Source organism: Paracoccus mangrovi, assembly GCF_042648425.1.
GTDB classification, from domain to species: Bacteria; Pseudomonadota; Alphaproteobacteria; order Rhodobacterales; family Rhodobacteraceae; genus Paracoccus; species Paracoccus mangrovi.
On record NZ_JBHRXJ010000020.1, the window covers coordinates 24,441 to 48,878 of the forward strand.

Annotated in this window: 23 protein-coding genes; 6 read left to right on the forward strand and 17 right to left on the reverse strand. The window is 65.5% G+C overall.

Annotation, left to right across the window (positions count from 1 at the left end):
* Nucleotides 1-45: 45 nt before the first annotated feature.
* The 10 genes from ACFOMH_RS18495 to ACFOMH_RS18540 form a co-directional block, all read right to left on the reverse strand.
* On the reverse strand, nt 46-993 hold the full coding sequence (locus tag ACFOMH_RS18495) for an FAD:protein FMN transferase (protein WP_377746324.1): 948 nt from the start codon (nt 991-993) through the stop codon (nt 46-48).
* Entirely contained in the window at nt 990-1,592 is a 603-nt protein-coding gene (locus ACFOMH_RS18500; RefSeq protein WP_377746326.1) for a nitrous oxide reductase accessory protein NosL, read from the reverse strand. The genes ACFOMH_RS18495 and ACFOMH_RS18500 overlap by 4 nt, the downstream gene beginning before the upstream one ends.
* A complete protein-coding gene (locus tag ACFOMH_RS18505; RefSeq protein WP_374427334.1) occupies nt 1,589-2,410 on the reverse strand; it encodes an ABC transporter permease in 822 nt (273 codons plus the stop codon). The genes ACFOMH_RS18500 and ACFOMH_RS18505 overlap by 4 nt, the downstream gene beginning before the upstream one ends.
* Entirely contained in the window at nt 2,407-3,315 is a 909-nt protein-coding gene (locus ACFOMH_RS18510) for an ABC transporter ATP-binding protein (protein ID WP_377746328.1), read from the reverse strand. The genes ACFOMH_RS18505 and ACFOMH_RS18510 overlap by 4 nt, the downstream gene beginning before the upstream one ends.
* Entirely contained in the window at nt 3,281-4,600 is a 1,320-nt protein-coding gene (locus ACFOMH_RS18515; RefSeq protein WP_377746329.1) for a nitrous oxide reductase family maturation protein NosD, read from the reverse strand. The genes ACFOMH_RS18510 and ACFOMH_RS18515 overlap by 35 nt, the downstream gene beginning before the upstream one ends.
* Before the next feature lie 2 nt (nt 4,601-4,602).
* On the reverse strand, nt 4,603-6,558 hold the full coding sequence (gene nosZ / locus ACFOMH_RS18520; RefSeq protein WP_377746330.1) for a TAT-dependent nitrous-oxide reductase: 1,956 nt from the start codon (nt 6,556-6,558) through the stop codon (nt 4,603-4,605).
* Nucleotides 6,551-8,758, reverse strand: coding sequence for a 4Fe-4S binding protein (locus ACFOMH_RS18525; protein ID WP_377746331.1), 2,208 nt, complete (start codon nt 8,756-8,758; stop codon nt 6,551-6,553). Before ACFOMH_RS18525 ends, nosZ begins: the two co-directional genes overlap by 8 nt.
* On the reverse strand, nt 8,758-9,111 hold the full coding sequence (locus ACFOMH_RS18530) for a hypothetical protein (protein WP_374427319.1): 354 nt from the start codon (nt 9,109-9,111) through the stop codon (nt 8,758-8,760). Before ACFOMH_RS18530 ends, ACFOMH_RS18525 begins: the two co-directional genes overlap by 1 nt.
* Nucleotides 9,112-9,295: 184 nt before the next feature.
* Entirely contained in the window at nt 9,296-10,027 is a 732-nt protein-coding gene (locus ACFOMH_RS18535; RefSeq protein ID WP_377746332.1) for an NAD(P)-binding domain-containing protein, read from the reverse strand.
* Nucleotides 10,028-10,068: 41 nt separating this feature from the next.
* Nucleotides 10,069-12,114 carry an oxidoreductase gene (locus ACFOMH_RS18540; RefSeq protein ID WP_377746334.1) on the reverse strand — a complete coding sequence of 682 codons (2,046 nt, stop codon included), beginning with the start codon at nt 12,112-12,114 and terminating at the stop codon, nt 10,069-10,071.
* Nucleotides 12,115-12,245: 131 nt separating this feature from the next.
* Between ACFOMH_RS18540 and ACFOMH_RS18545 the strand changes: the two genes are divergently transcribed.
* From ACFOMH_RS18545 to ACFOMH_RS18560, 4 genes are all read left to right on the forward strand, one after another.
* Complete coding sequence (locus tag ACFOMH_RS18545) at nt 12,246-12,902, forward strand: TetR/AcrR family transcriptional regulator (RefSeq protein ID WP_377746353.1); 657 nt, start codon at nt 12,246-12,248, stop codon at nt 12,900-12,902.
* A gap of 77 nt (nt 12,903-12,979) precedes the next feature.
* The gene (locus tag ACFOMH_RS18550) at nt 12,980-14,134 is read left to right on the forward strand and encodes an ABC transporter ATP-binding protein (RefSeq protein ID WP_377746335.1); all 1,155 of its coding nucleotides are present in this window, start codon (nt 12,980-12,982) and stop codon (nt 14,132-14,134) included.
* A 93-nt stretch (nt 14,135-14,227) separates the two neighbouring features.
* Nucleotides 14,228-15,253, forward strand: coding sequence for a Fe(3+) ABC transporter substrate-binding protein (locus ACFOMH_RS18555; RefSeq protein ID WP_374427311.1), 1,026 nt, complete (start codon nt 14,228-14,230; stop codon nt 15,251-15,253).
* A gap of 52 nt (nt 15,254-15,305) precedes the next feature.
* Nucleotides 15,306-17,003 (forward strand): ABC transporter permease, encoded by a 1,698-nt coding sequence (locus tag ACFOMH_RS18560; RefSeq protein WP_374427308.1) that lies wholly within the window; start codon nt 15,306-15,308, stop codon nt 17,001-17,003.
* Nucleotides 17,004-17,074: 71 nt separating this feature from the next.
* Here the strand turns inward: ACFOMH_RS18560 and ACFOMH_RS18565 are convergent, their stop codons facing one another.
* The 7 genes from ACFOMH_RS18565 to ACFOMH_RS18595 all read right to left on the reverse strand — a co-directional run bounded on the left by ACFOMH_RS18565 (nt 17,075) and on the right by ACFOMH_RS18595 (nt 22,672).
* Nucleotides 17,075-18,337, reverse strand: coding sequence for a TRAP transporter large permease (locus ACFOMH_RS18565; protein WP_377746336.1), 1,263 nt, complete (start codon nt 18,335-18,337; stop codon nt 17,075-17,077).
* A complete protein-coding gene (locus tag ACFOMH_RS18570) occupies nt 18,334-18,873 on the reverse strand; it encodes a TRAP transporter small permease (protein WP_377746337.1) in 540 nt (179 codons plus the stop codon). The genes ACFOMH_RS18565 and ACFOMH_RS18570 overlap by 4 nt, the downstream gene beginning before the upstream one ends.
* A gap of 63 nt (nt 18,874-18,936) precedes the next feature.
* On the reverse strand, nt 18,937-19,923 hold the full coding sequence (locus ACFOMH_RS18575) for a TRAP transporter substrate-binding protein (protein WP_377746338.1): 987 nt from the start codon (nt 19,921-19,923) through the stop codon (nt 18,937-18,939).
* 33 nt (nt 19,924-19,956) lie between these two features.
* The gene (locus tag ACFOMH_RS18580) at nt 19,957-20,520 is read right to left on the reverse strand and encodes a 3-hydroxyanthranilate 3,4-dioxygenase (protein WP_374427298.1); all 564 of its coding nucleotides are present in this window, start codon (nt 20,518-20,520) and stop codon (nt 19,957-19,959) included.
* Nucleotides 20,521-20,656: 136 nt separating this feature from the next.
* Nucleotides 20,657-21,538 carry an EamA family transporter gene (locus tag ACFOMH_RS18585; protein ID WP_377746340.1) on the reverse strand — a complete coding sequence of 294 codons (882 nt, stop codon included), beginning with the start codon at nt 21,536-21,538 and terminating at the stop codon, nt 20,657-20,659.
* Between the two features lie 19 nt (nt 21,539-21,557).
* Nucleotides 21,558-22,511 (reverse strand): dihydrodipicolinate synthase family protein, encoded by a 954-nt coding sequence (locus tag ACFOMH_RS18590; RefSeq protein WP_377746342.1) that lies wholly within the window; start codon nt 22,509-22,511, stop codon nt 21,558-21,560.
* Entirely contained in the window at nt 22,508-22,672 is a 165-nt protein-coding gene (locus tag ACFOMH_RS18595; RefSeq protein ID WP_377746344.1) for a hypothetical protein, read from the reverse strand. The genes ACFOMH_RS18590 and ACFOMH_RS18595 overlap by 4 nt, the downstream gene beginning before the upstream one ends.
* Here ACFOMH_RS18595 and ACFOMH_RS18600 point away from each other — a divergent pair.
* Both ACFOMH_RS18600 and ACFOMH_RS18605 read left to right on the forward strand, forming a co-directional pair.
* The gene (locus ACFOMH_RS18600; protein ID WP_377746345.1) at nt 22,656-23,432 is read left to right on the forward strand and encodes an aspartate dehydrogenase; all 777 of its coding nucleotides are present in this window, start codon (nt 22,656-22,658) and stop codon (nt 23,430-23,432) included. The two genes, ACFOMH_RS18595 and ACFOMH_RS18600, sit on opposite strands and share 17 nt — an antisense overlap.
* Nucleotides 23,433-23,444: 12 nt before the next feature.
* Entirely contained in the window at nt 23,445-24,410 is a 966-nt protein-coding gene (locus ACFOMH_RS18605) for a LysR substrate-binding domain-containing protein (RefSeq protein WP_374427283.1), read from the forward strand.
* The last annotated feature ends 28 nt before the right edge of the window (nt 24,411-24,438 follow it).

The following is a 24,438-nucleotide window of genomic DNA, read 5'->3' on the forward strand; positions in this document are numbered from 1 at the left end:
CGGGCTGCGCCGCGCCGGTCCAGTCCCGACCGCACCGACCGGCGATCAGGCGCCGAGCAGCGCCTCGATCCGGGCGCCGTCAAAGGCCGCGACCATCTGCGACAGGCTTGCGCGATCCGGCATCAAACAGCCGGCGGTGGACAGCGCATCCGCCAGCGCCGCCCCGGGTGCCGAAACCGACACCAGCCCCCATCGCGCCGAAGTGGGGCGGCCGTCGCGCGGATTCAGAATATGCCCCACCCGCCCGGCGGCATCAAAGCAGGTGCCATTGGGCGCCGAGCTCGCCAATGCCCGATCCCGCAAATCCGCCCGCCGCCCCGATGCCAGCGTCACCGGCCAGTCGCCGTCCGGCGCATGGCCAAGGGCGCGGATCTCGCCGGTATCGATCAACACGTCGCGCAGGCCCCGCGCGCGCAACAGCTCGGCCACACGGTCGGCGACATAGCCCTGGGCGATGCCGTTCAGTGTCAGCGCCGTCCCCGGCGCCAGCGTGATCCGCCCGGCGGCAAAGGACACCCGGTCCCAACCCACGCGGCCAAGGGTCTGGCGCAATGCATCCCCGGTCGGGGCGCGGCCGGCGCTATAGCTTTGCGCATAAAGCGCCCAAAGCGGTTGCACCGTCGGATCGAAACGCCCGCCGCTATGGCGATGCACCAACCCCGCCAGCGACAGACAATCCAGAAGCTCGGGCGCCGGCGCCGTGGCCTCGCCGTCGCGGTTCAGGGTCGAAAGCGCGGAATCCGTGCGATAGAGGCTGAAAATATCCTCAAGCCGGTCGATCTCGGCGGCGGCGGCGGCGCAAAGGGCGGGGGCGTCGGGATGATCCAGCGCGATGGTCGCACCCGCGCCCATCGCAACCCCGCGCCAGATGTAAAGCCCCGCCCCGGATGCCCGCGCCCGTGCCATGCCGGCGTCGGCCCCGATCCCGATCCCGATCCCGGCCAATCCGAAACCCGCCGAAATCGTCAGGAAACGTCTGCGGTTCAGCGTCATGGTTGCGTCTCCCCCGGGGTCAAGGCCCGCAGCCGCCGGGCATAATCGCCATCGTCGGGCGGCACGGCATCAGTGGCGGGCGCAGTGTCGGACGCGCTATCGTCGGCGGTACCCAGAACCTCGGAATCAAGGATCTGGGACAGCTCGCGCAGCTGGCCCCCATATTGCGCGATATAGGCGCGGGCCTTGTCGGGGTCGGAAAACGGCACCAGCTCGGGCGCGCCCATGCCCCCCCGCTGGCGCGAGCCGGTGACATAGACCGCATCCCCCGCAAGGATCCAGTTGCCCGCGCCGGGCGTGGCCCAGCTTGCGCCGGGCGCGCCCATGTCGTTGACATAGATGCCAATGATTTCATCACTTTGTTCGGGCATGCGCTGATAGGCGATGGCGTCGCGCACCTGGCTGAAGAACAGCGGATGCATCACCGATTTCAGATGCACCTGCGCCTTGGGGCCTTCGTGTTCCAAAAGGTTCATCTGACAGAAATGGCCGACCGCCTCGGCGGTCATCGGAACCGGATCGGGCACCGCCGCCACGTCGGGCCGGCAGGCGGCAAGGATCAGCGCGGCGGACAGGAAAATGGCGCGGCGGCGGATCATGGCCGAACCCTTTCAAAGGCCAGCACCGCCAGCCCCAGCGCCGCGAAGGGCCAGATCAGCAACGAGGCCAGCGGCCAGGCCGGCGGGATCGTCGCGGCCGCGCCCGCAAGTCCCGCCGCCGCCGCCGTCGCCTCGGATACCGCAAGATTGTAAAGCCGGAACGCATCGGCCGGGCTGGCCACCAGCGCCGGCGCCAGCACCCGCCCGATCAGCGCCCCCCCCTTGTCGGCCACGACCAGCGCCAAAAGCGCCAGATCGTAAAGCACGATCAGAACCAGCCAGACCGCGATCGCCATCCCCGCCGCCCCCGAGGGCCGACGCGACAAGGCCGAAATCAGATAGCCGACGCCCAGAAACACCGCCCCCAGCACCAGCGAAGTCCAGAAGAGCCGCAACAGCGCCTCAAGCCCCGCTTGCGCGGCCCCGTCCGCGCCCAGCGTGACGGCGGCGGCCAGCCCGTAACCGACCGCCATGGCCAGCGCCAGCACCGCCATATGGGCCAGAAACTTGCCCAGCACGATCTGCGCGCGGCTGGCCGGATAGGTCAGCAGCAATGGCAGGGTGCCGCGCTCGATCTCGCCCGAAATGGCGTCGAATGACATCAAAAGCGCCACCAACGGCACCAGATAGACCGCAAGCGACGTGAGCGAGGCGACGGTGACCGACAGCCGGTCCACCCCCAGCGCCCCGGTCGGCGCCGAGCCCGCCGCCGCCAGAGCCAGCGAAAACACCGCCATCATGGCGATGGCGATGGCGACCCAGCGGTTGCGCAAAGCGATGCGGAACTCGGTCGCGGCGGTGGCGAGGATGCGGCTCATGCGGCGGCCTCTCGTGCGGAATGATGGGCATAGATGTCTTCGAGCGAGGGCGGCAGCACCTCAAGATCGGCCAGCTGCGGCAAGGTGGTGATACGGGCCAGCGCCGCCAGCTTGGCGTCCTGCGCCACGCTCAGCATCAGCGCATCGGCCGCCAGCCGGGGATCGGGCCGCGCCTCGGGCAGGGCGGCGGCCAGGGCCGCGCCCGCGCCGGGATGCGGCGTCAGGATCAGCGTGACCGACAGATCCGCCTGCGCGCGCAGATCGGCCAGCGTGCCTTGGGCGACCGGACGGCCGCGCGACAGGATCAGGATGCGGTCGGTGCGGGCCTCGACCTCGGTCAGCGCGTGCGACGACAAAAGGATCGCCGCCCCCTGCCCGGCCAGCTCGTCGAGAATAGCATAGAATTCCCGCCGCGATACCGGATCCAGCCCCGAGGTCGGCTCGTCCAGCACCAAAAGCTCGGGCTGCCCGATCAGCGCCTGCGCCAGCCCGACCCGTTGGCGCATCCCCTTGGAATAGGTGCCGATGCGGCGGTCCAGCGCGCCCGCCAGCCCGACCCGTTCCAGAAGCGCCCCGGCCCCCGATGCCGGCAGGCCGCGCAGCCGCAGGTAATGGCCGACCATTTCACGCCCGGTCAGTGCCGGGTGAAAGGCCACGTTTTCGGGCAGATACGCGGTCACGCGACGCGCGGCCGGACTGCCCGGCGCGGCGCCCGCGATGCGGATTTCGCCGGCATCGGGCGCGATCAGGCCCAGCACGATCTTCATCAGCGTGGATTTGCCCGCGCCGTTATGGCCCAAAAGGGCGACACGCTCGCCCGGCGCGACCGCAAGGCTGACGCCGTCGAGCGCCGTCAGCCCGCCAAAGCGCTTAGTGATCTGCAAGAGGGTCAATGTCTTCGACATCGTCGGATTTCCAATCGGGGATAGTCTCGGCCTCGATCCGGGCAATATCGGCGGGCACGGGAATGCTGACCGGGGCGGTCAGCGGGTGGCTGTCGACGACGCCGCCGGGCAGCATCGCCGGGAACGAAGCCTGCGCCCAGCGCATCAGCTGTACCGCCGGCGAACCGGTCAGCAGGGCGGCGGCGGGCTGGGACCACAGGACGTGATCCATCAGGTCATTGGGCCGATAGCGCGCATCGGCAAAGCCATCGGTATCCAGATCATAGGCGGGGTGATCGGACCAGTAATTGCCGCGCCCCTCGACGCTCCATTCCACGTCGCGGCTGCCGACATATTTCACCTGTTCGCGGTTGCCGATGAATGCGTTGCCGGTCAGCCCGTTGCGTTCCGATCCGGCGGTGAAATGGATCCCGGTCTGACAGCCCTCAAAGCGGTTGTTCGCGATCAGGTTGCGATGGGCGTTATAGATGAACAGGCATTTCTCGGTCCCGCCGCGCACCAGATTGCCGACGACATCGGACCGGTTGGCATAGTTCAGCATCACCCCGTGCTGGCGGTCGTTCAGGGACAGATTGCCCAGCAAGCGCACCTTGTTCGAGAACATGATGGCATAGCCAAGATGGTTGCCGATCGAGACATTGCCGCTGATCTCGGCATTGTTGGTATACATGTAATGCACGGCAAAGCGCAGATCGCGAAACAGGTTGTCGCGAAACACCGCATCACGCGAGGTGTTCGAAAAGATGCCGTCGCGGCCCCAGCGGACCTGATTGCCCTCGACCAGCAGGCCGGGCGCGTTCCAGACATAGATGCCATTGCCGCGTTCGTTCATGCGGCGGTCGCGGCGTCCCTCAATGACGTTCCCGCGCAGGATGGTGTCGGTGGCGCCATGCACGTCGATGCCGTAAAGATTGCCGGTCAGGCGGTTTTCTTCGACGGTGACGCGGGCGGCCTTGCGGGTCAGTTCGATCCCGGCATCGATCTTGCCGTGATCCGAACCCGAGCCGCGAATCTCAAGCCCGCGAATGGTCACATCGGTGCCGGTCACGGTGATGACCGAACCCCGGCCGCCGCCGTCGATGATCGCGCCCGCCTCGCCCCTCAGGATCAGGGGCTTGTCGATCACCACCGGCCCGGCATGGATGCCGGGGCCAAGGCGCAGCACATCGCCGGGGGTCGCCCCGGCGATGGCCAGTTCCAGATCGCCGCCCTCGGCCAGCCGCCGTTCCACCGCCCCGACAGGGCCGGCCAATATCAGCAACAGGACAAGCGCGGCGCGCAGCATGATCAGGCCGCCTTGGGATGAACGAACATGCGGCCGCGCATTTCCATGTGCAGCGCATGACAGAACCACTGGCAATAATACCAGTGCACGCCAGGACGGTCGGCGGTGAAGGTGACGCTGGCCGTCGCCATCGGCCCGATCTCCATGGCGATGCCATGCCCGCCAAGGGTAAGACCGTGGGTCAGGTCCTCGATCTCGTCGATATTGGTGACGTAAAGCGTCACCTCGTCGCCTTCGTTCACGTCGAATGTCTCAAGGCTGAAGGTCGGCGCGATCGAGTGCATGTAGACCCGCACCTTGGTCGGGTCGTCCTTGTCACGGATCACATCGGCGGCGCTTTCCAGATCGATCCCGTCGGCCGCGGCCTGCTTGACCGCATCGGCAAAGATCGGATCGTCGCGGGTCCAGACCGAAACCGGGTTCACGATATCCTTGCGCACAAGGATACAGTCATGGGGTTCGGCAAAGGTCGGGCCGTCGTGGATCAGCTCCATCTTGTCGCCCGAAATGGTGATCAGCTGATCGTTTTCGGGTTTCAGCGGGCCGACATTGATGAACCGGTCCTTTGAGAACTTGTTGAGCGAGATCAGGTATTTGCCATCCGCTTCCTTGGTTTCGCCCATGGTGGCGTGGTTGTGGCCGGGCTGATAATGCACGTCCAGCTTCTGGATGATCGGATCGACATCCTCGCCAGCATGGGCGCGGATCGCGGCCTCGATGTTCCATTTGACCATCTGGCTGTCGATGAAGGTCGTCGTATAGGCATTGCCGCGACCGTCGAATGCGGTGTGCAGCGGCCCCAGACCCAGTTCGGGCTGGGCGACGATGGCCGATTTCGGCTCGGCATTTTCGGAAAACAGCAGATCGATCTTGTCCACGTCGATGACGGTGACGGTGGGCGACAGCTTGCCGTTGATGCACAGGTGCTTCATGTCCGGCGCCATGTTGCAGCCATGCGGGCTGTTGGCGACGGGGATATAGCGGGTGTAATTGCTGTTCGCGGCCTTGCGCCCGTCCAGCACCTTGACCCCCTTGTGCATGGCGAAATCGCCGGCGGCGACGCCTTTTTCGATCTCGGCGATGTTGAAGACGGTGACCCAGTCTTCCTCGGCCTCGGTCATTTCGGCGACATTGACGCCCCCTTCCGAGTTGTAGCAGGTCGAAAAGGCGTATTTGCCCTTATAGTCGGAATCGCAATTGTCCAGATTGCCGTCGACCATCACCTGCCAGGCGATTTCCATCGTATCGCCGTCGATGGCGGTAAAGATGGCGACGTATTTTTCCGGCTCATCCAGGATCGTGCCGTCATTGACCAGCGGCACCCGGTGTTCGCCGTTCACAAAGACATAGCCGGTGCGCGGATAGCGCTGGGGCCGCATGCCGTGCATGTCGGATGCGTTCGGCACCTCGATCATCTTGTCGCATTTCATCACGTCGCAGCGGATGCGGGCGACGCGGCTGTTGGCCTTGTCCTGCACAAAGATATAGCGCCCGTCATAGGTGCCGTCGGTGAACGACATATGCGGGTGATGCAGGTCGCCGTTCTGATAGGTTTTCATGCCGCGCTTGGCGAGGAAGGCGTTCGTTTCCTCGAGCTGGTGTTCGGTCATGATCTTGAGGCTTTCATTGGTCTGGCCCCAGCCCGTCGCCGAACAGCGGTTAAAGACCGGGATGCGCATCAGCTCGCGCATCGAGGGCACGCCGATGATGCGCACCTCGCCCGACTGGCCCGACGACCAGAAGCCGTAATATTCATCCAGCTGTCCGGGCGCGATCATCCATTCGGCGCCGCCTTCGGCCGCCGAGGCGGCACTGGCGGCGGCGGTCGCCCCGGCGGCGACGCTGCCCCCGACAAGCGCGCCGCGCATCAGCCCGGCGCCCCCCAACAGCGCGGCACCGCCCGCGCTTGCGCCCAGAAGGCCGCGGCGGCTCAGGCCGGCTTTCAGTTTGTCAGTCATGGGTTTTCTCCTTGAGGTTGGGATGGTTCATGATGTCTCGGTCGCGCCCCGGCGCGGCCCCCACGGCAGAGCGCCGCTTGAGCTGTCGGATGACGACCGGACATTTGACGCGCGAGTGATAGAGCACCTGGCAATGCATGCAGTTCAGGCACTCGTTGGGATTGATCTCGCCCGTCGGGTGGATGGCCTGGACCATGCATTCATTGCCGCAGGTCTGGCACGGATTGCCGCATTCCTTGTAGCGTTTGAGCCAGTCGAACATGCGGATGCGCGCCGGGATCGCCAGCGCCGCGCCCAGCGGGCACAGATAGCGGCAGTAAAAGCGTTCGATGAACAGCCCGATGAACAACAGCCCCAGCGCGAATGTCACAAACGGCCAGGCGCGGCTGAATTTCAGGATGATCGCGGTCTTGAACGGCTCGATCTCGGCCAGCTTTTCGGCCAGTTCCATCGACGCCAGCGAGACCCCGAACAGCCCCAGAAAAATGATGTATTTGACCGGCCACAGCCGTTCATGGATCAGCCACGGCACGGTGATCTGCGGAATGCGCAGGGCCTTGGCGATATTGTTGGTCAGTTCCTGCAAGGCGCCAAAGGGGCACAGCCAGCCGCAAAACGCCCCCCGCCCCCAAAAGATCAACGCCGCCGCGACCGAAAACCACAGGATGAAGGTCAGCGGATCCAGAAGAAACGCCTGCCAGCTGAAGCCATGCGCAAGGCTGCCGGCCAGCGCCATGAGGTTGACCACCGACAGCTGCGCATTGGCGTACCAGCCCAGAAAGACCAGCGTCACCAGCAGATAGCCCTTGCGGAACCAGCTGACGGCGCGTTCCGACCGCGACAGCCATTCCTGACCGAAAAAGGCCAGCGTCAGCACGGCCAGCATCACCGCCAGCCCCGCGACCTCGGGCTTCTTGCCCAGCCAGATCTTTTTCCACAGCGCCGCTTGCGCCTCGCTTTCCGAACGGTCGGCCAGCTGGGCGGCGGTGGCCACGGGATCGGCTGCCGCATCGGGGGTTTCGGGCGCGGGCGGCGGGGCTTCGGTGATCAGGTATTTTTCCGGCAGCGCATAGGCCAGATCATAGGTCAGAAACACCTTTTCGATCGCCGCCACCTCGCGCTGGACCAGCAATTGCAGGCGGAACGGCCTGGCCGGATCAAAACCGGAATCGGCGGGAATGCGGAACAGGTCCATCTCGCGCAGGTCGGGATGGCCTTCGGCGGCGATGGTGGTGCGGCGGTGGTCGCGGTCGTGGAACCGCACCGACAGATCGTCCTGGATCAGCACGATCCGGTCGAAGATGCCGCCGCGCACATAGCCCGAGCCCTTGAAGCTATAAAGCCCGTCGCCGGCGATCAGGATGGCGTTGTCGCCATCCTTCAGCCAATTGGCCAGATTGCCATATTCCGACGCGCCCAGAAGCGACCGCCCGATGCCGGGCTGGCTGACCAGCGCCGTGAACATGGTGATGAATTCGGTCTCGGGCGGTTCGGTCAGGGCGCGGCGCGCGGCGCGCGGGTCGGCATGGGCCTGAAAATCGGCATTCACATCGCCCACGGTCAGCGCCATGCGCCGCAGGCTGCCGTCGCCTTCCAGCGTGGCCCAGTCGGGCGCGGCGGTGGCGTCGGGGTTGACGCGGACCACCGGCCCGCTGGCGGGCTGATCCGCGGCAAGCCCCCCCAGACCCAGCGTCTTGGCCACCTGCAGGCCCGAACGCACGATGGAATCGTCGATCACCATGACCGTGACCGTCGCGCCCGAGATGATGTTCAGCTCATGCGAGGTCCCGCCCGACGCCGCCTCGGCCACCAGATCCATGCCGATGTAATCGGCGGCCAGCCCGCGCATCTTGGCCTCGGGGATGCCGATCAGCACGATGGGTTCGGAATGCTTGACCAGCTGGACGCCCAGCACCCGGGCCTCGGGGCTAAGGGCGACCATGGTATGGATCGGCTTGCCGGAATAGCCGCTGGTGCCGACGAAATCCGATGTGATAAAGGCATAGCCCAGCAGCTCGTCGCCCTTGAGCACGGGGGCGACCGGGATATCGGCGCGGATCGGACCATAGCCGTCGGCGCCCTCGACCAGCTCGGCGGCCGGGATCTGGGGCAGGTATTGCGCAAGCACCGGCGCGGCATGACCGCGCAGCGGCAGAAGCGTCAGCAGGACAAGACAGAAAAGACGGATCAGAAATGGCATCACGACACCGGGATTGGGGGGCCGCGGGCCATCGGCACCGAAAGCCGGGCGGGGCTGACAAAGAGTGCGGGGATAACGGCGACGACGCGATGCGCCGTCCAGACCGGCCGGGCCAGCGCGACCGGATCGACCGGCGCCGGCACCGAAAGGATCACGCAATTGTCGCAGTGATCGCCCAAAAGACAGGGCGGGATCGGGTTGCCATTCGCGTCGATCACGATTTCGCGGACCTCGCCATCGGCGCAAAGCGTGACGGTCTGACCGGCAAGGGTGGCCCCCGCATCTGCCCGTACCGGCAAAAGCGGCGCCACCACCAGCAGGCAGGTCATCAGAAAGGCGAGCACCCTAGGCATGGCGCCTGTTTCCGCCCGCCCAAAAGCCCCCGCATTGACGTTTATCAAGGGTGCGGCGGAATGCCCGACCCCTGCCCGATCAGCATGCCGCCCCGACTTGCGGACCGGGTTACGGACCGGCTTGCCGAACGCCTTGCCGACCCTTGCGCCCGGCGCCGGGCCATGGCCCGCGGGCGCCTTGGGTTCAGGCCCCGCCTTCCAGCGCGTCCAGCCCCGCGACCAGCGCCTGTCCAATGCCGCTGGCCTCCATATGCAGGCGCAGGCGCTGGTTATAGCCGCCGGGCGTATTCAGCGCCTGGACCAGCGCGTTGCTTTCCATATCGGCAAGGCTTGACGCGATCAGCGTGCGCAGGAACGCCTCGGCCTGCGGGGCGTCATCGACGCGCGCGCCCAGCCAGCCGGCGGCATCCGCAACCATCCGCGCGACCGGCGACAACAGCGCCTGCGCACAAAGATAGGCGTCCATCTCTGCGGCGTCGCGCAGCGCGAAAATTCGGTTCCGGGCGCCAAACAGCGCCTGCACAAGATCCGGCGCGCCCAGCACGATGATCGGCGAGCCGCCATTGGCGACCGCCGGGAACGGCAGCATCTGGGCCACGACCGGCGCCGGCGCGGTCAGCGCCGCGACCTCGTCCGGCGAAATCCCGGTCATCAGCGTGATGACCTGCTGATCGGGGCGAAAGATCAGTTCGCGCAGGATCCGGGGCGCATCCCCGGCCAAAAGCGCGACGAACACCGCATCGCTTTGATCCAGCACCGTCTGATTGTCGGCAACCGAGACATTGGCGAAATCGCGCGCCAGCGCTGCGGCATTGGCGGCGCTGCGGCGCGAAACGGTGATCTGATGCCCGTCCCCCGCGATCCCGCGCATGGCTGCGGTGGCGATGGTTCCGGTGCCGATGACGCCCAACCTCATATCCCGTCCTCCATATCCGGTCCTCGGTGCGGATCGCCGCTTCAGATATCCTTGACCAATCGCAGCGCGTCGTAAATGGCCGCGTGGGTGTTGCGGGCGCTGACCGCGTCGCCGATGCGAAACAGCTGGAAACGCCCGTCGGGATTGCGCGTGGTCCGCTGTGGCAGGCCGGCGATCAGCGCGTCGTAATCCACCGCCCCCCCGTTCGACGACAGCGGCTTCAGATCGAAATACAGATCCGCCATCGGCATGGTGCCGTAATTCACCACCACCTGATCGTAATGTCCTTCGGTGACCAGCTTGCTGTAATCGGTGCCGATCCGGGCCGAAAGCCGGTTGCCGTCGCGCGTCACGCCCAACAGCCGGCGGGTGACGGTAAAGGTCACGTCCTTGTCTTGCAGCGCACGCATATAGGGCACCAGATTCATCGCCATGATTTCCGGGGCAAAGGTCCGGTCGGGGGTCATCACCTCGACCTTCGCGCCGGCATCGGCGGCGATTTCGGCCGCCATCAGCGCCGGGTGATCGCCGCTTTCGTCATAGATCAACACATGGCGCGCCGGCTTGACATCGCCCGCGATGATGTCCCAGGCCGAAACGGTCAGATCCTGATCCGCATCGCTTTCAAACAGCGTGGTATTGGGCAGCCCGCCGGTCGCCACGATCACCACATCGGGATCCAGCGCGGTCACATCGCCCGCCTCGGCCCAGGTATTGAAGCGGAAATCGACATCGCGCGCGGCGCATTGGCTCATCCGCCAGTCGATGATGCCGATCATCTCGCGCCGGCGCGGGCTTTGCGCGGTCAGCCGCACCTGACCGCCGGGTTCGGGCTGGGCCTCGAACACGGTGACGGCATGGCCGCGTTCGGCGGCGACGCGCGCGGCCTCAAGCCCGGCCGGGCCGGCGCCCACCACCACCACGCGCTTGCGCAGCGCCGCCGGGGCGATGCTGTGCGGCATCGACAATTCGCGCCCGGTGGCGGCGTTGTGGATGCAAAGCGCCTCACCCCCGGCATAGATCCGGTCCAGACAATAGGTGGCGCCGACACAGGGGCGGATGTCGTCTTCGCGCCCCTCGACCAGCTTTTGCACGATATGGGGGTCGGCCATATGGGCGCGGGTCATGCCCACCATGTCCAGAAGCCCCGCCGCCACCGCATGGCGCGCGGTCGCCACATCGGGGATGCGCGCAGCGTGAAAGACCGGCATCCCCGTCGCCGCCCGGACCGCGCCCGCGAAATCCAGATGCGGCGCGCTGCGCATGCCCTGCACCGGGATCATGTCGGTCATCGCCGGATCGGTATGGATGCGGCCCCGCACCACGTTCAGGAAATCGACCATGCCGCAAGCCGCAAGCCGGCGCGAGATCTCGATCCCCTCTTCGGCGGTGATGCCGCCGGCCTCGGCCTCGTCGGCGGTATAGCGCAGCCCGACGATGAAATCCCCGCCCACGCGTTTGCGGATCCCGGTCAGCACATCCATCAAAAGCTGCATCCGGCTGTCCAGCGTCCGGCCGCCATGGGGACCGTCCAGATCATTGGTCAGCGGCGACCAGAACTGGTCCAGCAGATGGCCATAGACCTGCAATTCGATGCCATCCATGCCGCCGGCCTGCATGCGCTCGGTCGCATCGGCGAAATCGCTGACGATGCGCTCGATATCCCAATCCTCGGCCAGTTTGGGAAAGGCGCGATGCGCCGGTTCGCGATGGCGCGAGGATGACAGCGACGGCAGCCAGTCGCCCTTGGCCCAGCTGGTCCGGCGGCCCAGATGGGTCAGCTGGATCATCACCGCACAGCCATGGTCATGACAGGCATCCGTCAGCTGGCGGATCCACGGCACCACCTCATCCTTATAGGCAAGGATGTTGTTAAAGACCGGCGGGCTGTCGCGCGACACCGCCGCCGAACCCGCCGTCATCGCCAAGGCCACCCCGGCGCGGGCGCGTTCGGCGTGATAGGCGGCATAGCGCGCCTTGGGCATGCCGTCCTCGGGATATGCGGGTTCGTGGCTGGTGGTCATGATCCGGTTGCGCAGCGTCAGATGCTTTAGCTGATAGGGCTGCAAAAGGGGGTCTTTGGACATGGCGCGCGGCCTCTCTGGCGATCTGGCTGGGATCAGCTTGCGGGAAAATGTTCATCAATGTCAAGTTTAGGTTCACCAGCGACGATTCCATTGCCCAAGGCCGCGATTGCGCCTAGGCTGCGGCGATGACCATGACCGGCACGGATGACATCAACGGCAAGGACAGCGGCTGGCGCGGATCGCGCGAGCTGTGGCTTGCGGCGGCACGCGATGCTTTTGTCGAATCGGGGCTGGACGCGGTAAAGATCCAGCCGCTGGCCAGCCGGCTGAACCTGTCGCGCACCAGCTTTTACTGGTTCTTCAAGGATCGCGCCGCGCTGCTCGCGGCATTGCTGGACGACTGGGAACGGACCAATACCGACAGCCTGATCGCCGCGACGGGCGCCTATGCCGAAACCATCACCGAGGCGGCGCTGAACCTGATCGGGATCTTTCTGGATAGCGGGCCGTTTCAGCCGGGCCTCGATCTGGCGGTGCGCGGCTGGGCGCATCGCACGGGCGCGGTGGCGGCGCGGGTGAACGCCGCCGACGCAGCGCGGCTGGGGGCGATTCGCGACATGTTCGCGCAGTTCGGCTTTGATCCGGCCCAGGCCGATGTGCGGGCGCGCACCGTCTATCTGGTCCAGATCGGCTATATCTCAATGCAGGTGCGCGAGGACATGGCGACGCGGATGGAACGGATTCCGCAATATGTTCATACCTTTACCGGGCTTTACCCAAGCGCGGCCGAATTGCGGCGCTTTCACGCGCGGCACGGCCATACCGCCCCAACCACGGCCAGTGGCTGACATATCGCGAATCCCGCGCGGCGAACGACAAACGGTTTCGGTTGGTTTTTCCCGGGCCATATCTTACACAGCGCGGCATGAACGACGTCACACGCCCTGTTTCCACCAAATTCGCTGGTGCAATCGCCCCCGATCTGACCGCCTGGGCATTGACGGCGCATGATCTGCGACGCCGTTACGGCGCGACGACGGCGCTGGACGGGGTGTCGCTGACGCTGGGACAGGGCGAAATCATCTGTCTTTTGGGGGCTTCGGGCTGCGGCAAATCGACGCTGCTGCGGCTGATCGCGGGGGTCGAGCATCCCGATGGCGGCACGATCACGCTGGCGGGGCGCGAACTGGTCGGGCCGGGCCGCTTTGTCGAACCCGAGACCCGCAATATCGGCTTCATGTTTCAGGAATATGCCCTGTTTCCGCATCTGAACGTGGGGGCGAATGTCGCCTTTGGGCTGGCTGGCCAGCCCCGCGCACAGGTACAGGCCCGCGTGGCCGAGGTGCTGGCCGTGGCCGGCGTCAGCCATCTGGCCGACCGCTTTCCGCATATGCTTTCGGGGGGCGAACAACAGCGGGTGGCTTTGGCCCGGGCTTTGGCGCCGCGCCCCTCGATCCTGTTGATGGACGAGCCGTTTTCCAATCTGGATCAGGGCCTGCGCGAAACCGTGCGCGGCGAAACCCTGCGCCTGCTGCGCGGGCTGGGAATCACCGCGATCATCGTCACCCACGACCCGCAAGAGGCGCTGGCCACGGGCGACCGGGTGGTGTTGATGCGCCACGGTCAGGTCGAGGCCGAGGGCAGGCCCCGCGCGCTGTATCACGCTCCGCCCACGCTTTATGCGGCGCGGTTTCTGGGGCCGGGCAACAGCCTGCCCGGCAGGGTCGCCGCCGGGCATCTGGACACCGCTCTGGGCCGTTTCCCCGCGCCGGGCCTTGCCGATGGCCAGCCCGCGGTGGCGTTCTTTCGACCCCAGGCGCTGAGCCTGACCGCCCCGGCCGAGGGCGCGGCGGCCCGCATCCTCGCCCGCGATTTTCAGGGCGAATTGGAACGGATCGACATGGCGCTTGTCGAAGGCGGGCAGCATTTGCAAATCCAGCTGCCGGCAAGCCCCTTTGCGGGCGATGACCGCCGCGATGGCGACACCGTCGGCCTGCGCCTCGATCCGGGGGCGGTGCGGGTTCTGGCCGCCGAAGCCGCCGATCTGAAGTCCGGCGCGGCCCAGACGAAGGTCAAATAATACTTGACTGATTTTCTCATGCATGACCATGATCCCCCCGGTCCGGCGATGCGGAACCGGACGTCAAACACCGATCAAGATCAGGAATATGCCATGACCATCCACCACATCCTGCGCAGCGCCCTTTTTGGCAGCACCGCGTTGCTTGCCGGAGCCAGCGGCGTTCTGGCCGCCGAAGTGAACATCTATACCTCGCGTGAGCCGGCGCTGGTGCAACCGCTTCTGGATGCCTTTACCGCCGAAACCGGGGTCAAGGTGAACACCGTTTTCCTTAAGGACGGTCTGGCCGAACGCGTCGCGGCCGAGGGCGCAAGCTCGCCCGCCGATATCCTGATGGCGGTGGATGTGGGCAATATGGCCGACCTCGTCGACAAGGATCTGACCCAGCCGATCGAATCCAAGGCGGTGCTGGACGCGGTGCCCGCGACGCTGCGCGATCCGGGCAATCAGTGGGTGGCGCTGTCGATGCGGGCCCGCGTCGTCTATGCGGCCAAGGATCTGGATCTGGACGCGATCACCTATGAGGATCTGGCCGACCCGAAATGGAAGGGCAAGCTATGCATCCGTTCCGGCCAGCACCCCTATAATACCGGGCTTTTCGCCGCCTATCTGGCGCATCACGGCGTCGATGCCACCGAAACCTGGCTGACCGGGCTCAAGGCCAATCTGGCGCGCAAGCCGGGCGGCGGCGACCGCGACGGCGCCAAGGACATTCTGGGCGGCATCTGCGACATCGCGGTGGCCAATTCCTATTATGTCGGCCTGATGCGCAGCAATGAAAAGGAACCCGAGCAAAAAGCCTGGGGCGAGGCGATCAAGGTCCTGCTGCCGACCTTTGAAGGCGGCGGCACGCATGTGAACATCTCGGGCGCGGCGCTGGCCAAGAATGCCCCGAACAAGGCCGAGGCGGTGCAGCTTCTGGAATATCTGCTGTCGGAGCCGGCGCAGAAAATCTATGCTCAGGCGAATTTCGAATATCCGGTCACGGCGGGGGCGGAACTGTCGCCGGTCGTTGCCTCGTTCGGGCCGCTGAACATCGACACGCTGCCGCTGACCGATGTGGTCAAGAACCGCAAGGAAGCCAGCGCGCTGGCCGAGAAAGTCGGCTTCGACAACTGATAAGACACGCTTAGCAAGAGGCCGGGTGCGGGCTAACCCACCCGGTTCCGCCATGGCACTGACCGACCTGCCTCTGGAAGATCTGGACGTCCCCGCCCGCCCCGCCGCGCGCGGGGGCGGTCGCGGTTGGGCCTGGGCTGCCTTTGGCGTCGGCGCGCTGGTGCTGGTGCCGGTGCTGGCGCTGGCATGGCAGGCCGCGCAGGGTTCGGCCGGGCTTTGGGGGCATCTCTGGGCCTATGTGCTGCTGCCGTCGCTGGGACAGACGGCGGTTCTGCTGATCGGGGTCGGCGCCATGGTCACGGTGCTGGGCACCGCAATGGCATGGCTGGTCGCGGCGCATGATTTCCCGGGCCGCCGGATGCTGGAATGGGCGCTGCTGCTGCCGCTGGCGGTGCCGACCTATATCATCGCCTATGTCTATCTGGACCTGTTGCACCCTCTGGGTCCGGTCCAGGGCGCGATGCGGGCGGTCCTTGGCATCGACAGCCCACGCGATTTCCACCTGCCCGACATCCGTTCGATGACCGGGGCGGTGATCCTGTTGGGGTTGGTGCTTTACCCCTATGTCTATCTGCCGGTGCGGGCGATGTTCGTGATGCAGGCCGCGAACCTGCTTGAGGCCGGGCATATGCTGGGCTGTTCGCGCCGGGCGCTGTTCGCGCGGCTTGCGCTGCCTCTGGCGCGGCCGGCCATTGCCGTGGGCGCCAGCCTCGCGCTGATGGAGACGCTGAACGATATCGGCGCATCGGAATTTCTGGGCGTCCGCACGCTGACCGTGTCGGTCTATACCACCTGGGTCACGCGCTCGGATCTGCCGGGTGCGGCGCAGATCGCGCTGGTGATGCTGGTCGTGGTCGCGGGTCTTGTCGCGCTGGAACGCATCGCGCGGCGGCGGCGGCGCTTTGCCGGCTCGGCCCGGCGCTGGCGGCCGGTGGCGCCGGTGCGGCTGAGCGGCGCGCGGGGCTGGGCCGCGCTGGTCATCGGGTTGATCCCGGTCACGCTGGGCTTTGCGGCGCCGGCGCTGTGGCTGGGCATCAAGGCGTTCGAGCGCATCCACAATGCCGGCATTTCCGCCCAGCTTCTGATCGAGGCGCGCAATACGCTGTTGATTTCGGCGGTGGCGACGGTGGTGGTGCTGATCGGCGGGCTGATCGTGGCCTTTGCGGCGCGGCTGTTTCCGGGGCTGGCCATGGCCGGGACCAGCCGGCTGGCCAGTCTGGGCTATGCGATGCCGGGCACGGTGGTCGCGCTTGGCGTGCTGGTGCCGGTCGCGGGGCTGGACCGGATCATCGACGCGGGCGCGCAAAGCCTGTTGGGACAGGCCACCGGGCTTTTGCTGATCGGATCGGGCGCGGCGCTGGTCTATGCCTATTTCGTGCGCTTTCTGGCGATCTCGATCGGCTCGATCGAGGCGGGCTTCACGCAGATCCCGCGCGCGCTGGACCATGCCGCGCGCAGTCTGGGCCATGGCGCCAGCAGCAGTTTCCGGCGGGTCCACCTGCCGCTGACGCGGCCGGCACTGGCGGCGGCGGCGCTGTTGGTCTTTGTCGACACGATGAAGGAACTCTCGGCGACGCTGTTGTTGCGGCCGCTGAATTTCGAAACCCTCGCCACCCATCTTTACGGCGAGGCCGCGCGCGGCACCTATGAAGAGGGCGCGATCGCGGCGCTGGCCATCGTCGCGGCGGGGATCGTGCCGGTGATCCTGTTGGCGCGGCTGGGCCATCGCGGTGGCCACGGCACCAACTGAGCGGCCATCGCCCGGCCATGAAAAAGCCGGGCGGAAATGAACCGCCCGGCCGCAATCGTCACCACAATCCGTCAGCCGATCAGCGCCGTCGACAGCCATGCGAACCGGCTGAGCAGGATCAGCACCAACCCCACCGCGATCAGGAACGGCCAGAGCGCGCGCAGGATGCCCCCCGGGGAAACCCCGCTCATCGTGCTTGCGATGTAAAGACCCACCCCCACCGGCGGCGTCAGCAGACCCAGCACCAGATTCAGGCTCATCACCACCCCGAACTGATAGGGGCTGATGTCGTAATTGGTCATCGCGATGGGCAGCAGGATCGGCGTGATCAGGATGATCGCGGCAATGCCGTCGATCAGCATGCCGACCACCAAAAGGATGACGTTGACGATCAGCAGGAACAGGAACGGATCGCTGGTGACCGAGGTGATCAGCGCCGCCAGTTTTTGCGGCAGGGCCTCATAGATGATCACCCAGCCAAAGACATTGGCCGCCGCGATCATGAACACGATCATCGAGGCGTTGACCGCCGTACGCTTGAAGATGCCAAACAGCGCCCCGGGCTTGAACTCGCCATAGACCAGCCAGCCGATGACAAAGGCGATCAGCGACGCCACGGCGGCGGATTCGGTCGGCGTGGCGATGCCGAACAGCACGCCCCCGATGATCGCGATGGGGATCAGCATCGCCGGCAGGCATTGCAGCAGCGCCGAAACCGCCTCGGGCGAGTTGTACCAGCGCCCCTTGGGAAAGCCCTTGCGGAAACCGACCAGCGCGATCACCCCCGCGAAAGCCACCGACAACAGCAATCCCGGCAAAATCCCGGCCAGAAACATGTCCCCGATGGGGATCTGGGCCAGAACGCCATAGATCACGAACATCATCGAGGGCGGAATGACCGGGGCCAGCAACCCGCCGGCGGCGGTGGTCGCGGCGGCAAAGCCCTTGTCATAGCCTTCCTTTTCCATCTCGGGGACCATGGCGCGCGACATCACCGCGATCTGTGCCGTGGCCGAACCGATGATGGCGGCCATGAACATATTGGCCAAAAGGTTGATATAGGCCAGCCCGCCGCGAAAGCCGCCGACGAACACGCGCGCGGCATTGATCAGCCGCCGGGTCATGCCGCCTTCGTTCATCAATTCCCCGGTCAGCATGAACAGCGGAATCGCCAGAAGGCCGTAATTCTCGATCCCCGAGAACATCTTCTGGGCAAAGCTCGCGTAAAGGACGGTATTGCCGCTTTCCCAGATATACCAGACCGAGGTCAGCGCCAGAACGATGGCGACCGGCACCGCGATCAATAATTGAAAGATAAAGATCAGCGGCGTCATTCGGCGGCCTCTTGCGGCAGGGGGGAACGGCCAAGCATGTTTGCCAGCGCGTGCAGCGTGGCGCCCAGGGCAAAGACCGGCATCGCCAGCCAGACCCAGGCCTTTTTGACGCCCAGCGTCGCGGTCGGCTCGGCATAGATGAAGTTGAAGGTGGCGCCCTGAAACGCCTCGACGTCGAAGCCATTGCCGATCAGCGCGGCGGGCGCGAACCACAGCCAGCAAAACCACAGCATGGCCAGCGCGAAACCCAGAACGATCGCATCGACAAGCCTCGCGATCACATGCTGGACCGCCGCAGGCAGACGGTCGGTCATGATGGTGATCGCCACCGTATGCCCGTAATGCAGCGCGGCCGACGCCCCGAGGAACGTCATCCACACCATCGCATAGATGGCCAGTTCGTCGACCCAGAACAGCGCGGCGCCGATATTGCGCGTCACCACGTTCAGCAGGATCAGCAAGGTCACCCCGGCCGCAAGCAGCGCCGCCAGCGTGATTTCGATCCGTGCCCAGAAAGCGGAAATTCGTCCCAGCATCACTCCTCCCATGCAGACGGGGCACGGGCATAGCCACGCGCCCCGAAGATCACTGTCCCGTCGTTATTGTGCGGTGTCCTGGGCCGCCTTGCGCAGCGCCTCCAGCGTGGCCGGGGCCTTGGCTTCCCAGATCGTGTTCCATTTCGCCACGGCATCCGCAAAGAACGAGGCATCGACCACCTTATAGGTCTTGGCCACGCCGCGGATTTCGTCCAGCCAGGGCTGTTCCTTGGCGACATAGCTGTCGATGGTGCCATCGACATGGCGCGCCATCATCTCGCCGATCATGGCGCGATCCTCTTCCGATAGGCCGGCCCAGACCTTGGCCGAAACCAGACCGACCATCGGGAACATCATGTGGTCGGATTGCAGGACCGTATCGGCGTTTTCATAGTATTTCAGCACCCAGATCAGCTCGGCATCCATGTCGATGGCATCGACCTGGCCATTGGCCAGCGCGTCATAGACATCGGGCAGCGGCATGGGCGTCGGCGCGGCGCCAAGGGCATTGTAGAAATCCAGGTTCGGGGTAAAGGGCGTGATGCGGATCTTTTTCCCGGCCAGATCGGCGGCGCTGTCGATCTTGCCCCGGGCCACGATCTGGCGCAGGCCGGCCATGCCATAGCCCGTCCCGACGACGCCGGCCTTGGCCGGCAGCTGGTCCAGCAGCCCCTTGGCGGTGTCGGTGCGCAGGATGCGCCCGGCATGGGAAATGTCCGAGGCCAGGAACGGCGCATAGAACGCGCCCAGATCCGGCGCCCGGTTCGACACCTCGGCCACGGTCATGAAGGCCATGTCCAGCGCGCCGGTCTGCAATTGTTGCAGCATCTCGGCCTCGTTGCCCAGCTGCTGGGCGGGGAAAACCGTGACACTGTGCGCGCCGCCGCTTTTTTCCTTGAGCTCGGCGCCAAAGGCTTCGGCGGCCTTGGTCCAGATATGCGGCGGCGGCGTGATCAGGCCCAGCCGGAAATCCTTGGCCATGGCGGCCGGCGCCGCGAAAGCCGTGGCCAGCGCGACGGCGCCGACAAGCTTGGTGATACTGAACGTCATGGATACCTCCCTGTTGGTGTTTTTATGCCGTTTTCAAAGCTGGACCCAGTCCGCCGGCGGCTTGCCGCGGCCGGGATGCATGGTGCCGCAATGGGGGCAGGTGCGCGCCTCGGGGCTGTTGTGGAACGCCTCATAGATCTTGGGCAGTTCGGTCACGATGCCCTCGGGGCTTTCCAGCGTGACCTCGGCCCGGTGCACCAGCCCTTCGCAGTTGAAGCAGTACCATTCGAATCCCTCGGACATGCCGGGCTGGCGCGGTGCCTCGACCACGATGCCGATCGAGCCCTCTTGCGGGCGCTGGGGCGCGTGACGGACATGCGCCGGCATCAGGAAAACCTCGCCCTCGCGGATCGGTACGTCATAGATTTTCCCGCCATCGGCGATTTTCAGCATCATGTCGCCCTTGAGCTGGAAAAACCACTCTTCGACCGGGTCATCGTGGAAATCGACGCGGGTATTGGGGCCGCCGACGACCATCACGATCATGTCGCCTTCCTTGTGCAGCAACTGGTTGCCGACCGGCGGACGCAACAGATCGGCATGTTCCGCAACCCATTTCTGAAAGTTGAACGGCTTCAATGTCGGATGATTGGACATGAATTCCTCCCGTGGATTTACTGGTCCCTTGGCGGGCATGCGGACGCGCCCTTATCGTGCAAGCCTAGGCGCAGGTGGTGAAAACAAATATTTGTTTCTGGGAAAATAGGTATCAATTCTATTGATATCTGCGTGGCTACAGCACCAGCACCGCCGTGCCCGCCACCGCCAGCAGGGCGGCGATCAAAAGCCGTCCCCCCGCGACCCTTTCCGAACGCAGGAAAACCATGACCAGCAGGGCCGAGAAAAACACCTCGAGCGTGCCCAGCACCGCCACCACCGCGACCGATGCCGATTTCAGCGCAAAGAATTGCAGCACCTGACCGATGCTCAGCATCACTGCCGTGAACCAATGCCAAAGGCCGCGATCCGCGATCAGCCTGCGCAGGCGCCGCACGGGCCTGCGCCCGAATGCGGCGGCGGCCACGACCCAGGCCCCGCCCGCCACCGCCCCGACAAGGGCGCCGAATGCGGCATCGGGAAGCGTCTCAAGCCCCAGCCGGCGCAGCGCATAGGCCAGCGCGTAAAACAGCGCCGAGCCGGCCCCAAGGATCAGCCCGGCCGCCGGCACATCGGCGCGCCCCCCCGACCGGCGCAGATAAAAGGCGACCCCGGCAAGGATCAGCACCCCGCCCAGAAGCGTCTGCGCGTCCGGCAGTTCACCCAACAGAAAAAAGGCGCAGGGCAGCGCAAAAACCGGCGTCAGGCGGCGCAGCAGGCTGGCCCGGACCGCGCCGATGCTTTCGGTCGCCCGATACATCAGCGCACGCCCCAGCGCGATCGAGGCCACACCCGCCAGCACAAAGGCCAGCAGCGGCCGCATATTCGCCGCCGTCATCGCCGCGCCCAGCGACACCTGTCCCCAGCCCAGCCACAGCGCAAGGGAAAGCGCCGCCGTCACCAGAACCGACAGGAATACCCCGTTGTCGCCCCGCGCGGCGGCCTTGCCCCGGACGATGGAAAGGCCGGCCGCGCCATAGGCAAGCGCCGCTAGCAGCGCCAGCGTCTCGCCCGTCATCGCGCGCCCCTGCCCGCGATCAGAGCTTCAGGCCGCTGGCCTCGAACGCCGCCTTTGTCGCGTCCTTTTCGGCCTGCGTCAGTTCCAGCATCGGATGGCGCACGCGCCCGCCGACCTGTCCCAGAAGCTCTTGCCAATATTTGCCATGTGCGGTGGGCTTGCCCCCGGGCTTGGTCGAGCGGATGGCATCGCGCACGCGGTTCAGGCTGTCGCGCACCCGGCGCGCCTGATCGAATTTCCCGGCAAACGCCAGTTCGGTATATTCGTCCATCCGCCGGTCATTCGTGGTCTGCAACAGATAGGGCGGGGACGAACACAGATAAAGCTGCCACCCCAGTTCCTCGATATTGTCCAGCCATTCCTCTTCGGACGAGGTCGAGACCAGGATCTTGTCGCCGACCATGCGGCTCAGCCGGGCATACATCTCGCGCGGGACGGAATATTTGATCGCCATGATATTGGGCAGCTCGGCGATGCGCGCACAGGTTTCCGGCGCCATCAGATAGCCGCTGTCGGGATGGCTCCACATCGCGATGCCGATATCCAGCCGGTCACAGAGATACTTGTAGTAATTGTAAAGCACCTCGTCCCGGTCGTGGACAAAGCTCAGCATGGGCGCATGCACGACCACATAATCCGCGCCGCAATCCTGTGCGTGGCGGCCCAGTTCCAGCACGGTGTCGACGTTCTGGTCGGAAATCGACATGATCGTGCCGGCCTTGTCGCCGCATTCGTCGGCGGCGACGGTCATGTTGCGCTTGCGCTCGTCAAGCGACATCGACCAGAATTCGCCCTGTTTGCCGGCGACGAACAGGCCCTTGATGCCCAGATCGTCGATCCAGTGGCGGATATTGCGGCGCAACCCCGCCTCATTCATTTGCAGTTTGTCGTCGAACGGGTTCAGGGCTGCGGCCCAGATGCCGCGCATGGTCTCGCGTGCGTAACCTTTGGCTTCGTGCTTGGCGTATTTCATTGGCGCTGCTCCACGGTGTCGCTTGCCGGCATCAAGGCGCGGCGGGATGCGAAACGCCACTTCAATGCGCGGAACTGGGTATCCAAAATTTCGATAACAAAGGCTCTGAACTTTCCGATATGCAGAAGCAAACCGGAGGATGCGATGAAGATCGGGATCATTGGTCAGGGCGCGATCGCGCAATATGTGCAGCAGCAGCTGGCAAGGCGGGGCGTGGTCCCGCAGGTGGTTCTTGCCCGCTCTGCGGCGGCGCGCGACGGCGATGGCATCGCGCATGTGACGGACGCGGCCGACCTGCCCGGGGATCTGGATCTGATGGTGGATTGCGCGGGTCATGCCGCGCTGGCCCAGCATGGTCCGGCGATTCTGGAACGCGGGCTCGATCTGGTGACGGTGTCGCTTGGCGCGCTGGCCGATCAGGACCTGCATGAGCGGCTTTTGAGTGCCGCGCATCGCGGGCATGCGCGGCTGCATCTGGCCAGCGGCGCCATTGGCGGGCTGGATTGCCTGCGTGCGGCCCGTGTCGGCGGCCTAGCCGAGGTCACCTATATCGGGCGCAAGCCGCCGGCCGGCTGGAAGGGTTCGCCCGCCGAGGCCGAGCTGGATCTGGACCAGCTGTCCCGCCCGGCTATCCATTTCGAGGGCACGGCGCGCAAGGTCGCGATCGCCTATCCAAAGAACGCCAATGTCGCCGCCGCCGTCGCGCTGGCCGGGACCGGCTTTGACGCCACCCGTGTCCGTCTGATCGCGGATCCCGCGATCAACACCAATATCCACGAAATCCATGCCACCGGCGCCTTTGGCAGCTTTACCTTTCGCGTCGATGGACAGGCTTTGCCCGACAATCCACGCAGCTCGGCCCTTGCCGCGATGAGCGTCGTCGCCGCCATCGAACAACAGGACGCCGCGATCACCATCTAGCAAAGGAAGCGCATGGCCACCCGTCACACCCGCATCGTCGAACGCGCCCTGACCCGGCTGAAGCTGCGCCAGCTTCGGCTTCTGGTGGCGGTTGGCCAGCATGGCAATATTCAAAGCGCCGCCCGCGATCTGGGCATTTCCCAGCCCGCCGCGACCAAGATGATCCAGGATCTCGAGCTGGATTTCGAGGTCAAGCTGTTCGATCGCACCAATCGCGGCGTGGTGCCGACGGTGTTCGGGGAATCGCTAATCCGGCACGGCAAGCTGATCTTTGCCCAGGTCTCGAACGCGGCGCAGGAACTGGACGACCTGAACGAAGGCAATAGCGGCCGCGTCATCGTCGGGACCCTGCTCGCGGCCTCGCCCGCGCTGTTGCCGGTCGCAGTCGAGCGGTTGCTGAAGGAACGCCCCAAGGTCGCGATCAAGATCGTCGAGGGCACGAACGAGGTGCTGATGCCCGCCCTGCTTTCGGGCGAAATCGACATGGTCGTCGGCCGCCTGCCCAGCCATCGCCACCGCACCCGGATCACCCAGGAAAAGTTCTTCGACGAACGCGTCGTGGCCGTGGTCGGGCCCGATCATCCTCTGGCGGGTCAGCGCGGGATCGGCTTTGACCAGCTGATCGCCTATGGCTGGATCCTGCCGCCGGCAGAAACCACGCTGCGCCGTCAGACCGATCAGTATTTCATCCGGCAGGATCAATATGTGCCGATGCTGGCCATTGAATCGGTGTCCTATCTGGCCAATCGCGCGCTGTTGCGCAGCCATGATTTCGTCGGGCTGATGCCGGCGCAGGTCGCGGCGCTGGATATCGAACGCGGTCTTTTGGCACAGCTGGACTGGACCGTACCCTTTGGCGCCAGTCCGGTGGGCGTATCCTATCGCGGCGACGAAAGCCTGTCGCCCGCCGGCGCCGCCCTGCTGCACCAGCTGCGCCGGGCCGGCCGGCAGGTGGAAGGAACCGATGCCGACGTCTGATATCCCGAAAACCGATATCTGTATTTTT

Coding starts and splice junctions, on each gene's coding strand:
- ACFOMH_RS18495 (WP_377746324.1), bottom strand. CDS start 993: ATGACGCTGAACCGCAGACGTTTCCTGACGATTTCGGCGGGTTTCGGA.
- ACFOMH_RS18500 (WP_377746326.1), bottom strand. CDS start 1,592: ATGATCCGCCGCCGCGCCATTTTCCTGTCCGCCGCGCTGATCCTTGCC.
- ACFOMH_RS18505 (WP_374427334.1), bottom strand. CDS start 2,410: ATGAGCCGCATCCTCGCCACCGCCGCGACCGAGTTCCGCATCGCTTTG.
- ACFOMH_RS18510 (WP_377746328.1), bottom strand. CDS start 3,315: ATGTCGAAGACATTGACCCTCTTGCAGATCACTAAGCGCTTTGGCGGG.
- ACFOMH_RS18515 (WP_377746329.1), bottom strand. CDS start 4,600: ATGCTGCGCGCCGCGCTTGTCCTGTTGCTGATATTGGCCGGCCCTGTC.
- nosZ (WP_377746330.1), bottom strand. CDS start 6,558: ATGACTGACAAACTGAAAGCCGGCCTGAGCCGCCGCGGCCTTCTGGGC.
- ACFOMH_RS18525 (WP_377746331.1), bottom strand. CDS start 8,758: ATGCCATTTCTGATCCGTCTTTTCTGTCTTGTCCTGCTGACGCTTCTG.
- ACFOMH_RS18530 (WP_374427319.1), bottom strand. CDS start 9,111: ATGCCTAGGGTGCTCGCCTTTCTGATGACCTGCCTGCTGGTGGTGGCG.
- ACFOMH_RS18535 (WP_377746332.1), bottom strand. CDS start 10,027: ATGAGGTTGGGCGTCATCGGCACCGGAACCATCGCCACCGCAGCCATG.
- ACFOMH_RS18540 (WP_377746334.1), bottom strand. CDS start 12,114: ATGTCCAAAGACCCCCTTTTGCAGCCCTATCAGCTAAAGCATCTGACG.
- ACFOMH_RS18545 (WP_377746353.1), top strand. CDS start 12,246: ATGACCGGCACGGATGACATCAACGGCAAGGACAGCGGCTGGCGCGGA.
- ACFOMH_RS18550 (WP_377746335.1), top strand. CDS start 12,980: ATGAACGACGTCACACGCCCTGTTTCCACCAAATTCGCTGGTGCAATC.
- ACFOMH_RS18555 (WP_374427311.1), top strand. CDS start 14,228: ATGACCATCCACCACATCCTGCGCAGCGCCCTTTTTGGCAGCACCGCG.
- ACFOMH_RS18560 (WP_374427308.1), top strand. CDS start 15,306: ATGGCACTGACCGACCTGCCTCTGGAAGATCTGGACGTCCCCGCCCGC.
- ACFOMH_RS18565 (WP_377746336.1), bottom strand. CDS start 18,337: ATGACGCCGCTGATCTTTATCTTTCAATTATTGATCGCGGTGCCGGTC.
- ACFOMH_RS18570 (WP_377746337.1), bottom strand. CDS start 18,873: ATGCTGGGACGAATTTCCGCTTTCTGGGCACGGATCGAAATCACGCTG.
- ACFOMH_RS18575 (WP_377746338.1), bottom strand. CDS start 19,923: ATGACGTTCAGTATCACCAAGCTTGTCGGCGCCGTCGCGCTGGCCACG.
- ACFOMH_RS18580 (WP_374427298.1), bottom strand. CDS start 20,520: ATGTCCAATCATCCGACATTGAAGCCGTTCAACTTTCAGAAATGGGTT.
- ACFOMH_RS18585 (WP_377746340.1), bottom strand. CDS start 21,538: ATGACGGGCGAGACGCTGGCGCTGCTAGCGGCGCTTGCCTATGGCGCG.
- ACFOMH_RS18590 (WP_377746342.1), bottom strand. CDS start 22,511: ATGAAATACGCCAAGCACGAAGCCAAAGGTTACGCACGCGAGACCATG.
- ACFOMH_RS18600 (WP_377746345.1), top strand. CDS start 22,656: ATGAAGATCGGGATCATTGGTCAGGGCGCGATCGCGCAATATGTGCAG.
- ACFOMH_RS18595 (WP_377746344.1), bottom strand. CDS start 22,672: ATGATCCCGATCTTCATCGCATCCTCCGGTTTGCTTCTGCATATCGGA.
- ACFOMH_RS18605 (WP_374427283.1), top strand. CDS start 23,445: ATGGCCACCCGTCACACCCGCATCGTCGAACGCGCCCTGACCCGGCTG.